We start from the raw sequence: 14,095 nt of genomic DNA on the forward strand, positions 1-14,095 counted from the left end.
CGCCCCCTGCCCCCGGCGACCGCCCGCGTCCGTCGAGCCGACGGGCGCGGGCGCTCGTTGCCGATTTCCGGGCCGGCCCTTGCCTGATCGTGACACTATGGAGTCGCACCATTACCGTAAGGAAAGGGGCCAGGTCATGAGGCCGGCGGATGATGACTTCGACCTGGACATCCGGCTCGGCACCCCCGGGGTTCCCCGCCCGAGCACGCTGGACACCGACGTGACGGCCACGTGCATCACGGGATGCCAGACCTGCGTCACCTGCAACACCTGCCCCGCGCTGTGCACCCACCAGACCAACTGCGACCAGCCGACCTGCCACACCTGCGGCCAGGAGACCTGCGAGACCTGCCACACCAACTGCGCCACGTGTCATGGCTGCCCGACCCAGGACACCTGCCCGGCCTGCCACACCGTACGCGGGCCGACCTGCGGCGAAACCGACTGCCACACCTGCGACACCTGCATCGACTGCGGATCACGTCATGTCTGCCACGACTAAGAGCGCCTGGGCCGCGGTGCTGCCGAGCGCGATGGGCGCGAGAGCCCTTTCCGTCGCGCAGGAGGTGGCGGGCCGCATGCGTGACCCTCGGCAGGTTCGGGTCCATGCGGAGAACGCGAGCCGGCAGAGCGATTTCGCCGCCTACCGGCGGTGGCGTCCGTCCGACGTCGCGCAGGGAGACGCGGGTCTGGCGCTGCTGTTCGGCTACCTGGACGCCTGCCTGCCGGGCGACGGCTGGGACGTGTGCGCGCACGAATATCTGAGCCTGGCGGCGCATGACGCTCAGGATCTGACGCATGTACGGCCGAGCCTTTTCGGCGGCATCGCCGGTGTCGCGTTCGCCGCGCACTCGCTGTCGCGTGACGGCAGCCGCTACCGGCGGCTCCTCGGGGAGCTGGACCGGTGGCTGGCGCCCCAGGCGGCCCAGCAGGCTCGCGGGCTGGAGCAGGCCGGTGCCGGTGTCCCCGTCGGGGCGTTCGACGTGATCGCGGGACTGGCCGGGACCGGCGCCTACCTGCTGTGCCGCCGGCATGAGGCGGGTGCGGCGCGGGCGTTGGAGGCGGTGCTCGCCGGGTTGGTGGCGCTGTGCGGGGACCGTGACGGTCTGCCCAACTGGCACACACCGATCGGTGCCATGGGCGCCGACGAGCCCATGGCCCGCCAGTTCCCGCACGGCAACCTCAACTGCGGCCTGGCGCACGGCATCCCTGGTCCGCTGGCCCTGATGTCGCTGGCGACGCGGGCGGGGATCACCGTTCCCGGGCAGCGCGAAGCGGTCCACCGGGTGGCTGACTGGCTGGTCGAGCACCGCGCGGACGACGAATGGGGCGCCAACTGGCCGTCCGCCTTCGCCCTTCCCTGTCCGGACTCGCCCCCGGAGCAGCCGAGACCCGGCCGCAGTGCCTGGTGTTACGGCAGCCCAGGGGTGGCGCGGGCGTTGTGGCTGGCCGGTTCGGCACTGGACGCGCCTCAGCTGTGCGCGCTGGCGGTCGAGGCGATGGCCGCCACCTATCGCCGTCCCCGCGGCCGGCGGTTCATCGACTCGCCGACCTTCTGCCACGGCGTCGCCGGGCTGCTGCAGATCACCACGCGCTTCGCCCACGACACCGGGGACCCGATGTTCGGCCAGGCCGCCGCCGATCTCACCGAGCAGATTCTGCGGCTCTACCAGCCGGATCTTCCGCTCGGCTTCAGCGACCTGGAGCCCGGCGGCAACCGCGTGGACCAGCCGGGGCTGCTCGACGGCGCCCCAGGGGTCGCGCTCGCCCTGCTCGCCGCCGCCACCGACGTCCCGCCGGCGTGGGACCGGCTCTTCCTGCTGTCATGAGCCCGCGCCGCCCGCTCTACCGTCCGCTGGACTGGCTCGTGGTACGCACCCCGCTCCTGCCCGTCGAGGACTACCTGGCCCTGGGCGACGGGCCCCCCGACTGCGTCCGCGGGACCGCGTTGCCCGCGGACGCGCGGATTCGCCGTGCGCTGCTGGTCGGCGGCGGTGATCTGCCGCGTGCGCTGACCCGGTCGTTCAAGGACGACCGGGCACGGCGCAGATCGGCCCGCAAGCTCCGGCGCTACCTGACCCGGATGTCGACCAGGCCGACCCCGTACGGCCTGTTCGCCGGGGTCGGCCTCGGCGCCTGGGGCGAACGGACCGGTCTCACCCTGACGGCCGACCAGCCCCGCATCCACACCCGGCCGGACATGGAATGGCTGCTGTCCCTGGTCACCGAGCTGGAGCGGCGCGCCGAGGTGCGTACGGGGCTGCGCTGGTTCGCCAACCCGGCGGCCTTCGTCCGAGCCGGCCGCGTCCGGCTCGGTGAGCGCGCGCCGAGCGGCGACGGAGCGGACGGATCGGTCTCGCTGCGCGCCACCGCGCCGGTCCTTCGCGCGCTGGAGGTCGCCCGCGCACCGGTTCCCTACCAGCGGCTGTTCGACGAACTCACCGGCGGGTCGGCGGCGATCGCGGACAAGGTCGCCCGGCTGCTGGAGCAGTTGTGGGCGCACGGTGTGCTGTTGACCGACCTCCGGCCGCCGCTGACCGGCGGCGACCCGGCCCGGCAGGTGGCCCGGCGGCTTGCGGAGCTCCCCGCGACCCACACCGAGGCCAAGTCGCTCGACCAACTGCTGGCGGCGATGAGCAGGTGGGATCGGCTGCCGCCCGAGGTGGGCGCGGATTGCTTCGCCGACCTCGTCGAACAGGCCGAGTCCGTGCACCCCGCCGCGCCCGGCCGGGCACGGCTGCAGAGCGACATGGCGCTCCCGCTGGGCGGCCGGACGGTTCATCGACGGGTCGCCGTCGAGGTGGCCAGGGCCGCCGAGCTGATGCTGCGGCTGTCCCCGATGCCGCGAGGCTCGGCGGCCCTGGACTCCTACCGGCGCGCGTTCGAGGCACGCTACGCGCCCGGCACCGAGGTCCCCCTTCTGGAACTGCTCGACCCCGAGATCGGTCTCGGCCCGCCGGAGCACCCCCAAGGCTCCGGAACGGCCGCCGCGAACCGGCACCAGATGCTGCTGAACCTGGCCCTGGAGGCGATCAGAGACGGCCGCCGCGTCGTCGACCTGGACGAGGCGGCCCTGACCGCCCTGGAGACCTGGGAACCGTCGCCCTCGGCCGCCCCGACTTCGCTCGATATTTCGGTGTTCGTGCTGGCGGCCTCCCCGAGCGCCGTCGACGACGGCGACTTCTCGCTGGTCATCGGCCCCAACCAGGGCGGCGGCGCCGCCGGGCGTACGCTGGGCCGCTTCGCCCACCTGATCGGCCACGACGCCGTGGCCGCCCTGGCCTCCGCCGCGCGGGCCGAGGCCGCCGTCCGCCCCGGCCGGCTCTGGGCCGAGGTCGACTACCAGCCGCGCAGGGCGCGCAGCGGCAACGTCACGATCCGGCCGCTCGTCCGCGACCACGCGATCGTGCTCGACGCCGTTCCCACGGCGCCCGGCCAGGCCGTACCGGTGGACGAGCTGCTCGTCGGCCTCCGCGACGGCCGCTTCGTGGTGCGCTGGCCGGCGCTCGATCGGGACGTGCTGGCCTGCGCGGGACACATGCTCACCGGCCGGCAGGCGCCCGCGGTCGTCCGCTTCCTCGACGAGGTCGCCTGCGCCGGTCAGCCGCGGCTCGGCGGGTTCGGCTGGGGCCCGGCGGCGCAGTTCCCCTTCCTGCCCAGGGTCCGGGTGGGGAGGGTGATATTGACCCCGGCGACCTGGCGGGTGCCGAGCATGCCGCCGGGCCCGTTCGCCGCCTGGCGGGAGCAGTGGCGGCTGCCGCGATACGTCTACCTGGCCTTCGGCGACAACCGGCTCCTGCTCGACCTCGCCGACCCCGACCAGCTCGACGAGGTGCACCACGAGCTCGAACTCCTGCCCAAGGGCGGGACACTGATCCTCCACGAGGCGCTGCCCGGGCCCGAGGACGCGTGGCTGCCCGGAGCCGACGGCCACTACATCAGCGAGCTGCTGGTCCCCGTGGTGCTCGACCATGAGCAACCGCCGCCGGACACCGTACGCCGGGCCGCGCCGGTCACCCGGTCGATCGAGGCCACCGATCGCCTCCGCCCGCCCGGCAGTGACTGGCTCTACGTCAAGCTGTACCACCCGCCGGAATCGGCGGACGAGCTGATCGCCGGGCCCGTGCGAGAGCTCGGCGCCACCGTACGCGCCGACGGCCTGGCCGACGAGTGGTTCTTCCTGCGCTACGCCGATCCGGAGCCGCACCTGCGCCTCCGGTTGCGCGGCGATCCCGGCACGCTGGCCACCGTCCTGGCGCCGCTGCTGTTCCGCTGGGCGACCTCGCTCATCGACGCCGGACGCTGCGGTCGCTTCTGCGTCGACACCTATGACCGGGAGATCGAACGGTACGGCGGGCCGGACGGGCTCGCCGTGGCCGAAACGCTGTTCGCGGTGGACAGCCGGGCGGTGGCGGACCTGCTGGACCTAGGTCCCGGGCTTGATCGCACGCTCACCGCCGCCCGTACGGTCGACGACCTGCTCGCCGCCATGGGCCTGGACGAGGCCGGGCGCGCGACCTGGTACCGCGAGCGAGCCCCCGCCGGCCGCACCACCGGCGCGGAATACCGGAAACGGCAGACCGATCTCCGCTCAGCGCTGGGCGATCCCGCCTGGTTGCGTGCCCAGCCTGCCGGACCAGAGCTCGACCAGCTCCTCCGCGACCGAGCGGCCGGCATCCGGTCGGTCACTCGCCGGCTCGACGACCTGGAGGCGCGCGGTGCGCTCTGGGCGCCCAGAGCGCAGCTGATGCCCAGTTTCGTGCACATGCACTGCAACCGCCTGCTCCCAGGAGGCCCCGCGAGCGAACGGCGCCTGCTCGGCCTGCTGTCCCGCACCCGCGAAAGCCTCCTGCGCGCACCGCTGCGAACCGATCACGTATAGAGCGTCACGCCGCCTGGTCCACCTCGGCGGCTGTCAGCGGAGCGGCGATCTCCTCCAAGCCCTTGCGTTCGGCCTTGACCCCGAGGAAGAGCTCCACCAGACCCGCCACGATCATGACGTTGTAGAGGAACGCCTGGCCGATGAAGAGCGACAGGCCGAGCTCCAGACGGTGCCGAGACCGATGACGATCATCCAGTGCCAGCGTGACCACGGCAGCCGATCCAGTCTCGCGGGCACCTTGGTGGTGATGGTGCCGGTCTCCAGGTCGCTCATGAAAATCACTCGGTACCCGGTGACCGGCTGGCAAACGTCTCAACCGCGGGACGACCGATCAGCGCACCTCGTTGATGCGGATCAGGTTGCCCGCGGGGTCGCGGAAGGCGCAGTCACGAATGCCGTACGGCTGCTCGGTCGGGTCCTGGACGATCTCGGCGCCGCAGTCCCGCAGCCGTGTGAAGGTGCCGTCGAGATCGGCGGTGGCCAGGGTGATGCGGGCGTAGGTGCCCTTGGCCATCATCTCGACGATGGTGCGGTGCTCGTCGTCGGTGATGCCGAGGCCGGTGGCCGGCGGCTCCAGGACGATGGACGTGCCGGGCTGGTCGGCGGGGCCGACCGTGATCCAGCGCCGCCCGTCGTGCCGGACGTCGTCGCGGACCTCGAAGCCGAGGGCGTCGCGGTAGAAGGCCAGGGCGGCGTCCGGGTCGTCGTGCGGGAGGAAGGTCCAGTGAATCTTGAGGTCCATGGCGGTCAGGCTAGGCGCGGCTCAAAGGCGGGCGCTTCTTGATTCCTGACCGGCTACGACCGGCCGCTGACGCTGCTTCTCGCGCCGGTACAGGATCGCCCGCGCGGCCATCACGACGCAGCCGACGCCCAGCAGCAGGCCCCAGGTGATGTCGGTGAGGAAGTGCATGCCGCGGTACAGGCGGGAGAAGGCGACGATGAGCGGGGCGGCGATGCCGAGCACCCAGATCACCACCTGGAGCGCCCGGTTGCGGATGTGCGTGCTCAGGACGAGCGCGACCCCGCAGTAGAACGCGACAGCGGCGCTGACGTGGCCCGACGGGAAGCTGGAGGTGGGCGGGGCCGGGTCGATGTGCTCCACGGGCGGCCGGTGCCGTCCGACCGGCGTGGTGGTGGCCAGGAAGATGAGCGACTGGCTCCAGACGGCCGCGATGAGGAAGATCGATTCGCGCCAGCGCCGGTACACGAGCCTGAAGACGATCACGGCGATCGCGGTGAGCGCCACGATGTAGGGGGTGTCCGACAGGCTGCTGCCGTAGTCGGTGAGCGTGTTCCAGAGCGGGGTGCGATCGGCGGCCAGGGTCCGGCTGACGTCCGCCTCGCCGGTGGGCCAGGCGAGGATCAGCTTGCCGACGCCGAACGTCACCCCGGCCATCAGCAGCATCGGCATTAAGATCGTCAGGGCGTAGTACTTCACGTGCTCAGCTCTGGTCATGGGTCACCTTCACCGACTCGGGTTCCACTCCTTCGGCCTGCGGCGCGGCGGGCTTGCGGCCCTGCTCGCGCCGCCACGTCTCGAACCCCGCCGCGGTGGCGGCGATCACGGCCACGCCGAGGATGATCCCGGCGACCACGTCACTCACCCAGTGCACGCCGAGCGCGATCCTGGTGTAGCCGACCGACAGCACCAGGAACCAGGCCACGGCCCACACCACCCGCCGCCCCCACCGGGGCACCCTGGGCAGGACGAGCAGAACGATCACTCCGGCGCCGAGCGTCACGTTGACCGCGTGGCCCGACGGGAAGGAGTCGCCCGGCGCGAGCGCGACGGGATCCGGCAGATGCGGCCTGGCCCGGGCGATGATGATCTTGAGTGCGAGGCCGAGCAGCCCGCCCACCGTCACGGTGGTGACCGCCCAGATGGCCAGCCTCGGGGCGCCCTTGTACAGCAGCCAGCCGGCGTACGCGATGACCGCGATACGCCACGGCCACGGGCCGAACAGATCCGTCCATACGATGAGCACTCTGGTCACGTCCGGATGGGTGACCGCGTACGCGTGCAGATCTTCGGCGACGCCCGCGTCCAGCCCGTTGACCGGCATCTTGGCCACGACGAGCAGCAGGCTGAACGGGATCATGATGAGCGCCACCGCGAGGCTCGCGATCGTCAGCCGCAGCCCCAGACTGCGGTCCCGATCGACGCGTGCCTTGAGCCATCGACGCCTCACAGTCCCGCTCCTTCCTCGATGCGCGTTCGCGCTCGGCTACCCAGGCGGCGGGAATTGATTCCTGCCTGAAAGCCGGCGGCGGGGGTAGTCCGGAGGGCATGTCCCCCACCGTGGCGGTTGTCGCGCACCGTAAGAAGACTCTCGGCGCAGGCCTCGACAGGCTGCGCGTGCTCATCGCCGAGCAGGACGTCGGCGAGCTCCTCTGGTACGAGGTGCCCAAGAGCAAAAAGGCGCGGAAGAAGGTCCGCGAGGCGCTCGAACAGGGCGCCGAGCTGGTGTTCGTCTGGGGCGGCGATGGCATGGTGCAACGCTGCGCCGACGTGCTGGCCGGCTCCGGCGTGCCGATGGCCGTCCTGCCGGCCGGGACCGGGAACCTGTTCGCCACCAACCTCGGCATCCCCATCGACCTGGAAGAGGCGGTGGAGATCGGCTTCCACGGGCGGCGGGACAAGCTGGACCTGGGCCTGCTGAACGGCGAGCATTTCGCGGTGATGGCCGGCGCCGGGTTCGAGGCCGAGATGATCGCCGACGCCGACGGGCAGGCCAAGAAGCAGCTCGGCAAGCTGAGCTACGTCAAGGCGGCCGTCCGGCACGTCGGCGGGCCGCTGGTGCCGATGAAGATCAAGATCGATGGGACGACCTGGTTCGAAGGGGACGCCAGCTGCCTGCTGCTGGGCAACGTGAGCACGATCGCCGGCGGCATCGAGGCGTTCGACGACGCCCGGCCGGACGACGGCTGGCTGGAGGTCGGGGTCTCCACCGCCAAGGGGCCGGTCCAGTGGGCCCGGGTGATCGGCAGGATGGCCGCCGGCCGCTCCGACGACTCCCCGTTCGTCCGGATCACCCGCGCCAGGAAGGTGTCCGCCCGGTTCGGCACGCCGCTGACGTACGAGCTCGACGGCGGAGAGCGCGAGGCCACCGACCGGATCACGGCCAAGGCCGTCCCGGGCGCGCTCACGATCTGCCTGCCGGCGGTATGACCGGTCAGTTGTTCTCGGTCGCGGTGAACCGCATCGTGCTCGGCTCCTCGCGCAGCCGCAGGTCATCGGCGGTGGCCTCGGCCTGGCGCAGCACCCGCAGCACGTTGCGGCCGGCCACCTTCGCCAGGTCGGCGTCGGACCAGCCCCGGTCGGCCAGGGCCGCGAACAGCCGGGGATAGCCGGTCACGTCCTCCAGCCCGCTGGGCAGCCCGTCGCACCCGTCGTAGTCGCCGCCGATGCCGAGGTGGTCGATGCCGGACACCTCGCGTATGTGCTCCAGGTGCGCCACCACGTGGTCGGTCGTGACGGCGGGCCTCGGGTGCGCCTTCGCCCTGACGTTCAGGAACTCGTGGAACGCCTCGTAGTCATGGGTGTCGACACCGGCCGAGCGGGCGGCGTCGGTCGCGGCCAGCCTCCATTCGCGGGCGTCCTGCGACACGAAGTCGGGCACGAACGTGGCCATGCAGACCCCGCCGTTGGCCGCCAGCGTCTCCAGCACGTCATCGGGTACGTTGCGCGGCGCGGAACAGACCGCCCGCGCCGACGAGTGCGAGAAGATCACCGGCGCCCGCGTCACCCGCAGGGCGTCACGCATGGTGTCGGCCGACACGTGGGACAGGTCGACCAGCATGCCCAGCCTGTTCATCTCCCGTACGACCTCCTCCCCGAACGCGGACAGCCCGTGGTTCACCGGCTCGTCGGTCGCGGAGTCGGCCCAGGGGGTGTTGTCGTTGTGGGTGAGCGTCATGTATCGGACGCCGAGGGCGTACAGCATCCGCAGCGCCCCCAGCGAGCAGTCGATCGAATGCCCGCCCTCGGCCCCCATCAACGAGGCGATCCGGCCCCCGGCGAAGACCCGCTCCACCTCGTCGGCCGTGGTCGCCAGGGCCAGCCGGTCGGGGTAGCGCCGGACCATGGCCAGCACGCAGTCGATCTGCTCCAGCGTCGCGGTGACCGCGTCCTCAGCGGGCCGGCAGGGCACGAAGACCGACCAGAACTGCCCGCCGACCATTCCGGCCGCCAGCCGGGGCAGATCGGTATGGGTGCGATCGGAGGTGTCGCCGCCGATGTCGAGCCGGTCGAAGTCGTATCCGGCGAGCTTACGTGCCGTCCAGGGCAGATCGTTGTGCCCGTCGATCAGCGGGTGCTCGCGCAGCAGCCGGGCGACGCGGTGCGACGTACTGGACGACGCGACTACCGAAGGTGCTTCCATGCCGCTCAGCAAATCACACGGGCCCCCGGCCAAGCCTCAGGTGCGTCGCCAGCGCGCCTCTCCCAGGCAGTACAGGGCGAACAGCAGCAGCCCGAGCGCCACCACCGCCAGCAGCCACGGCCCCGCCGGAGTGTCGGCGAACGCCCTGAGCGTCGCGTCGATGCCCCCAGCCTTGTCGGGGTCGAAGGTGATGGCCGCCTGGATCACGAAGACCCCGGCCAGACCGGCGATCACCCCGCGGGCGAGATAGCCGGCGAGCCCGAGCCGGTTCATCACCGCGCCGGCCCGCGGTGGCATCGGCCTGAGCTCTTTGCGGAACGCCTTCTTGATCCCGTACCGCACCCAGTAGATGCCGAGCCCCAGGATGCCGAGCCCGATCAGCCCGACGATGACCTGTCCAGCGGGGAGCGAGAGCAGCTTGCCCGTCAGATCCTGGGACATCTTGTCATCGGACCCGGTCTTGCCGGTCAGCAGCATGGTCAGCAGCGCGGCGCAGATGAGCACGTAGACCACGACCCGGCTGCCCGCCTCGATCCGGTCCTTGAGCTTGTGCGCCCCGAAGATCGCCTCAGAGGCTTGCCACAGTGCCAGTGCGGCGAACCCCACGACCATGACCCATAAGATCACGGCCCCGAAAGGCAGCGCCGCGACCGTACTGATGGCCCCGCTCTTGTCGGCCTGCTGCCCGCCGCCGCCGAACGCGATCTGGACGGCCAGCACGCCGATCAGCCCATAAAGCACGCCGCGGCAGACCAGCCCGACCCGCGCAAGCTTGTCCATGGCCGGACTGTCCGCCGCCCGGCGTGCCGCGGCCTCAGCTTCGCTCATGCGATTCTCCCGAGTGTCCGTCAAAGACCCTCGAACTGCCCCGGATTCGGCGCTCTAGACCTTCACCGGGTCGTCCATGACGCCATAGGTGGCCGCCCGGAACAAGAAGGAGGCCCAGGAGCGATAGGGCCGCCACGCCTCGGCCAGCTTCCGGTACGCGGCCGGCGGCGCGTCCTCCGGCAGGCCGTACGCCTCACGCAGGATCCCGAACAGGCGCGGCTCGTCGCCCGGGAACGCGTCCGGCGCGCCCGCGCCGCGGATCAGGATCAGGCCCGCCGAGAACGGCCCCACGCCGGGCAAGGCGCGCAGCTCGGCCAGGGCCTCCTCAGGGGCGAGCGCGCGCAGGTGCTCGGCGGTGAGCACGCCGTCCATCGCCGCGCCGGCCAGCCCGCGCAGCCACTCCTCCTTCTGCGCGGGCAGCCCGAGGCCGCCGGCCTCCAGCAGCGTCACGGGCGGCGGAAAGGCCGCGTACACCTGCCCGTCCATGGTGACCTTGGCGCCGTAGCGCTCCGCGATGCGCTGCTTGATGCGCGCGGCGATGAGCATCGACGAGCGCTGGACGATCACCGCCCAGCACGCCGCCTCCCAGGGGCTCCAGAAGCACACCGGCCGCAGGCCGGGACGGAGGCGCTGCAGGTCGCCGAGTATCGGGTCGGCCTCGCCGAGCCCGGCGAAACCGGCGCCGTCCACGTCGAGGGAGAGGATGCGCGCCACCTCACCCCGGATCCCCGGCCCCGCGGCCCGCGTCGTGGCGACGGCGACCCCGCCCGGCGCGGCCGTCACGGTCACGCCGATCGGCCGCCAGTCGGACTCGGCGCAGTAGGCGAAGCGCAGCGCCCGCCCGTCGGAGGGCAGCGCGCTGGTGGCCGGCCAGTCCTCGACGAAGCGCAGCGAGGCGCCGAAGTCGAACGGGCCCTCGGCGGTGAGCGTGAATCCGTGCGTGGTCATGGGCCGTATGGTAGGAGGCCGAGCGAGCCGGCGGGGACGCCTCTGGCGCGGTCAGGCCGCCGTCCGGCGCTCAGGCCCGCGTCTGGCGTTCAGGCCCGGGTCACCAGGATGCCGTCGTCGTCGCTGAACAGGTCGGCGCCTGGACGGAAGGTGACGTTGCCGAAGGTGACGGGGACGTCGCGCTCGCCGGTGCCTTGTTTGTCGCTCTTGCGGGGGTTCGAGCCGAGCGCCTTGACGCCCAAGTCCAGCTCGCGCAGCGCGGCGACGTCCCGTACGGCTCCGTTGATCACCACGCCGGACCAGCCGTTGGAGACGGCCAGCCCCGCGATGATGTCGCCCATGAGGGCGGTGTGCAGGGAGCCGCCGCCGTCCACGACCAGCACGCGTCCGGCTCCCGGCTCCGACAGGGCGGACTTGAGCAGCACGTTGTCCTGGTGGCAGCGGACGGTCACGATCGGGCCGGAGAAGGCGTGGCGCCCGCCGTACTGGCGTAGTTGCAGGTCGCAGGAGTCGAGGCGGTCGCCGTGCTCGTCGTACAGGTCTGCCGTGACGATGGTCATGACGCGTCCTCCTGGTCGCCGGATGGATGCTTGCGGAGCCGCCAGGCGGCCTGGGCGCCGAGGCTGGTGTCGATGTGCTCGCGCATGACGGTGGCGGCGCCGTCGGCGTCACCCACGATCACACACTCCAGCAGCGCCTCGTGCTCGGCGGCCTTGCGGTCGCGGGCCTGCTGGCCGCGTTCGACCTCCAGGGCGAGCCGGCGGTAGCGGTCGGCCTTGTCCCACAGGCTGTCGAGCGTCTGGATCAGCAGGTCGTTGTGCGAGGCGGCGTAGAGCGCGGTGTGGAACCTGCGATGGGCGACCAGGTGCTCGTAGGCGGGGTTGCCGGGCAGCGGCTTGAGCCCCTCGGCGGCGGCGCGCATCTCGGCGATGTCGGCCTTGGTCCGGCGTTCGGCGGCCAGCGCGACCGCCAGGGGGTCGAGGGAGCGCCGCATCTCCAGCAGGTCGCGGGCCTCCTCCGCGGCCAGGGGAGCGACGCGGGCGTCGCGGTGGGCGTCCAGCTCCACCAGCCCCTCACTCTTGAGCCGGCGCAGGGCCTCACGCAGGGGAGTGGTGCTGATGCCGATGTCGCGGGCCAGCCTGGCCTGCGCGATGACGGAGCCGGGCGGTAGCTCGCCGGACAGGATCCGCTCCTTGACCCGCAGATAGGCGTAGTCCGCCTTGGTGGTGTAGAGCTCTGCCGCTGGTTCGCTCATCGCTGTCCTGTCTCAGTCGGTGACGGTTATAACCTACACCGCCACGCATCTTTGTCGCCAAGTCGTGGGCCCCTTGCGCACGGTATATGTGGGGCCTGATTGCGTCCGATATAAGGCATCATGGCAGCTAGAGAACGTTACATTCCGGAAACGAGGGGTTGACGTCATAGGTTATAACGAGCAGAGTGGCCGCCATCGCAGGCGACGGCGGCCAGCCTCGCTTCGTCTAGGAGGAAGCACATGACCACCTTCCACCCCACCTTCCGCGCCATCGGTGCCGCCGTATTCGCGCTCGGGCTCGTCACGGCCTGCGGCGGCGGTGGTGGCGGCGAGGCGGCGAAGAAACCGCCGGCCAACCCGATCGCGACGGGGCAGGTTCCCTCGTACTACCCGAGCGCGTACAGCCAGATCGTGGAGACCTCCAAGAAGGAGGGCGGCACGCTCACCATCTACCAGAATGTGGGCCAGTGCTCTGGCGTTTATGCCGGGGGTGAAGGCTCACGTGGGAGTGCCCGCTAGGGCGCGAGCGTGTCCTGATCTTTCAGGTTTGTCGGCGGCTTTACTCACACAGGTCGTTTCTGCTGCTCGATGTACTGCTTGAGCACGGTGAGCGGTGCCCCGCCGACCGACCCGGCGAAGTAGGATCCAGACCAGAAATGTCCGTCCCAGAGGTGTTGGCGGACGTGTGCGCTGTATTCCTTGCGAAGCATCCGAGCCGAGACCCCCTTCAGCGAGTTGACGAGTTTGGACAGGGCGACCTTGGGCGGGTAGTGGACCAGCAGGTGGACGTGGTCGTGCTCGCCGTTGAACTCGCGCAGGTCGACCTCGAAGTCGGCGCATACCTCGCGCATGAGTTCCTCGCAGCGGATCAGCATCTCGTCGGTGAACACCCCACGCCTGTACTTGGTCACGAACACCAAATGGGCGTGAAGGTTGTAGACGACATGCCGTCCCGTTCTGACATCGGGGTTCGGATTCCATCGCGGTGACATAGACCAAACGATATGATCAGTGCGTGGAGACGGTGAAGCGGACTCGTGCGCACGTGGCGCGACTCGGCCTCAACCCGGCCCAGGAGGCCGTTGTGGACGGCCAAGCCCACGCCGCGCGTGCCGTGTGGAACCTGCTCCATGAGTTCACGACCTTCCGCCAGGGCCGCCTCGCGTCACTGAAGGAGTGCGACGCGGCGATTCGCCAGGCCCGCCACGAGATCGAGTGGATGGGGCAACTGCCCGCTCAGGCCGCGCAAGCCGTACTGAAGACCTACCGGCAGGCGTGGGCGAACTTCTTCAACCCCGACCACCCGGCGAAGCGCCCGACGTTCAAGGGCCGGTTTCGGTCCCGGATGGCCGTGGACGTCCCTCAGGCCCGCGACTTGCAGATCACCCGGATCAACCGCAGGTGGGGTGCGGTCAACCTGCCCAAGGTCGGGCGGGTGAGATTCCGATGGACAAAGGATCTGCCCGGCGTCACCAAGGGCGGACCCTGCGGGAGGGTCACCGGGGCTCGCCTGGTGAAAGACGCCCACGGATGGACCATCGCCTTCCGTACCGAGCTACTCGTCTCCGCCCCTGCGCCGCACACCGGGCCGAAGGCCGGCATGGATCGGGGCATCGCGGTCCCTCTGGCCCTGTCCACCGGGGAACACTTTCGGCACGGCCCGTGGCTGTCCCGCGGGCAGCGCGAGCGGTTGTTGCGTCTGGAGCGCAAAAGCGCCCGTCAGCGTGCCACCCGCACGAAGGGCGGCCCGGTCTCCAACCGGGAACGCCGCACCTACGACCAGATCGCCCGGCTCCGCGC

General features: G+C 71.1%; 16 protein-coding genes. 6 read left to right on the forward strand and 10 right to left on the reverse strand.

Annotated elements, in window-relative coordinates; all coding sequences use genetic code 11:
• Window positions 1-136: 136 nt before the first annotated feature.
• Genes KME78_RS62870 through KME78_RS62880 form a run of 3 tightly spaced genes read left to right on the forward strand, consistent with a single transcriptional unit; the run spans window position 137 to window position 4,882 of the window.
• Complete coding sequence (locus KME78_RS62870; protein WP_219539812.1) at window positions 137-502, forward strand: hypothetical protein; 366 nt, start codon at window positions 137-139, stop codon at window positions 500-502.
• Complete coding sequence (locus KME78_RS62875) at window positions 486-1,829, forward strand: lanthionine synthetase C family protein (protein WP_219539813.1); 1,344 nt, start codon at window positions 486-488, stop codon at window positions 1,827-1,829. Before KME78_RS62870 ends, KME78_RS62875 begins: the two co-directional genes overlap by 17 nt.
• Window positions 1,826-4,882: a lantibiotic dehydratase gene (locus KME78_RS62880; protein ID WP_219539814.1), complete on the forward strand. Its 3,057-nt coding sequence runs from the start codon at window positions 1,826-1,828 to the stop codon at window positions 4,880-4,882. Before KME78_RS62875 ends, KME78_RS62880 begins: the two co-directional genes overlap by 4 nt.
• A 4-nt stretch (window positions 4,883-4,886) precedes the next feature.
• On the opposite strand, the gene KME78_RS62885 is transcribed toward KME78_RS62880, so the two are convergent.
• The 4 genes from KME78_RS62885 to KME78_RS62900 form a co-directional block, all read right to left on the reverse strand.
• On the reverse strand, window positions 4,887-5,093 hold the full coding sequence (locus KME78_RS62885; RefSeq protein ID WP_219539815.1) for a hypothetical protein: 207 nt from the start codon (window positions 5,091-5,093) through the stop codon (window positions 4,887-4,889).
• A gap of 120 nt (window positions 5,094-5,213) precedes the next feature.
• Window positions 5,214-5,624: a VOC family protein gene (locus tag KME78_RS62890; RefSeq protein ID WP_219539816.1), complete on the reverse strand. Its 411-nt coding sequence runs from the start codon at window positions 5,622-5,624 to the stop codon at window positions 5,214-5,216.
• A 21-nt stretch (window positions 5,625-5,645) separates the two neighbouring features.
• Window positions 5,646-6,338 carry a phosphatase PAP2 family protein gene (locus KME78_RS62895; protein WP_219539817.1) on the reverse strand — a complete coding sequence of 231 codons (693 nt, stop codon included), beginning with the start codon at window positions 6,336-6,338 and terminating at the stop codon, window positions 5,646-5,648.
• Window positions 6,325-7,071, reverse strand: a complete 747-nt coding sequence (locus KME78_RS62900; protein WP_219539818.1) for a phosphatase PAP2 family protein — start codon at window positions 7,069-7,071, stop codon at window positions 6,325-6,327. The genes KME78_RS62895 and KME78_RS62900 overlap by 14 nt, the downstream gene beginning before the upstream one ends.
• Window positions 7,072-7,169: 98 nt before the next feature.
• Between KME78_RS62900 and KME78_RS62905 the strand changes: the two genes are divergently transcribed.
• The gene (locus KME78_RS62905; protein WP_219539819.1) at window positions 7,170-8,051 is read left to right on the forward strand and encodes a diacylglycerol/lipid kinase family protein; all 882 of its coding nucleotides are present in this window, start codon (window positions 7,170-7,172) and stop codon (window positions 8,049-8,051) included.
• Between the two features lie 4 nt (window positions 8,052-8,055).
• Here the strand turns inward: KME78_RS62905 and KME78_RS62910 are convergent, their stop codons facing one another.
• The 5 genes from KME78_RS62910 to KME78_RS62930 form a co-directional block, all read right to left on the reverse strand.
• On the reverse strand, window positions 8,056-9,264 hold the full coding sequence (locus KME78_RS62910) for a dipeptidase (protein ID WP_219539820.1): 1,209 nt from the start codon (window positions 9,262-9,264) through the stop codon (window positions 8,056-8,058).
• Window positions 9,265-9,300: 36 nt separating this feature from the next.
• The gene (locus KME78_RS62915; RefSeq protein ID WP_219539821.1) at window positions 9,301-10,092 is read right to left on the reverse strand and encodes a DUF1206 domain-containing protein; all 792 of its coding nucleotides are present in this window, start codon (window positions 10,090-10,092) and stop codon (window positions 9,301-9,303) included.
• Between the two features lie 54 nt (window positions 10,093-10,146).
• Window positions 10,147-11,040 carry a DNA-3-methyladenine glycosylase family protein gene (locus KME78_RS62920; RefSeq protein WP_219539822.1) on the reverse strand — a complete coding sequence of 298 codons (894 nt, stop codon included), beginning with the start codon at window positions 11,038-11,040 and terminating at the stop codon, window positions 10,147-10,149.
• A gap of 89 nt (window positions 11,041-11,129) precedes the next feature.
• The gene (gene rraA / locus KME78_RS62925; RefSeq protein ID WP_219539823.1) at window positions 11,130-11,600 is read right to left on the reverse strand and encodes a ribonuclease E activity regulator RraA; all 471 of its coding nucleotides are present in this window, start codon (window positions 11,598-11,600) and stop codon (window positions 11,130-11,132) included.
• Window positions 11,597-12,295, reverse strand: a complete 699-nt coding sequence (locus tag KME78_RS62930) for a GntR family transcriptional regulator (RefSeq protein WP_219539824.1) — start codon at window positions 12,293-12,295, stop codon at window positions 11,597-11,599. Before KME78_RS62930 ends, rraA begins: the two co-directional genes overlap by 4 nt.
• Before the next feature lie 240 nt (window positions 12,296-12,535).
• Between KME78_RS62930 and KME78_RS62935 the strand changes: the two genes are divergently transcribed.
• Complete coding sequence (locus KME78_RS62935; protein WP_219539825.1) at window positions 12,536-12,814, forward strand: hypothetical protein; 279 nt, start codon at window positions 12,536-12,538, stop codon at window positions 12,812-12,814.
• Window positions 12,815-12,858: 44 nt separating this feature from the next.
• Here the strand turns inward: KME78_RS62935 and tnpA are convergent, their stop codons facing one another.
• Entirely contained in the window at window positions 12,859-13,287 is a 429-nt protein-coding gene (gene tnpA / locus KME78_RS62940) for an IS200/IS605 family transposase (protein WP_219539826.1), read from the reverse strand.
• Window positions 13,288-13,310: 23 nt separating this feature from the next.
• Here tnpA and KME78_RS62945 point away from each other — a divergent pair.
• On the forward strand, window positions 13,311-14,095 hold a 785-nt coding region (locus KME78_RS62945; RefSeq protein ID WP_281429233.1), incomplete at its 3' end, for an RNA-guided endonuclease InsQ/TnpB family protein.

It is taken from the genome of Nonomuraea guangzhouensis, assembly GCF_019396345.1.
Lineage (GTDB): Bacteria > Actinomycetota > Actinomycetes > Streptosporangiales > Streptosporangiaceae > Nonomuraea > Nonomuraea guangzhouensis.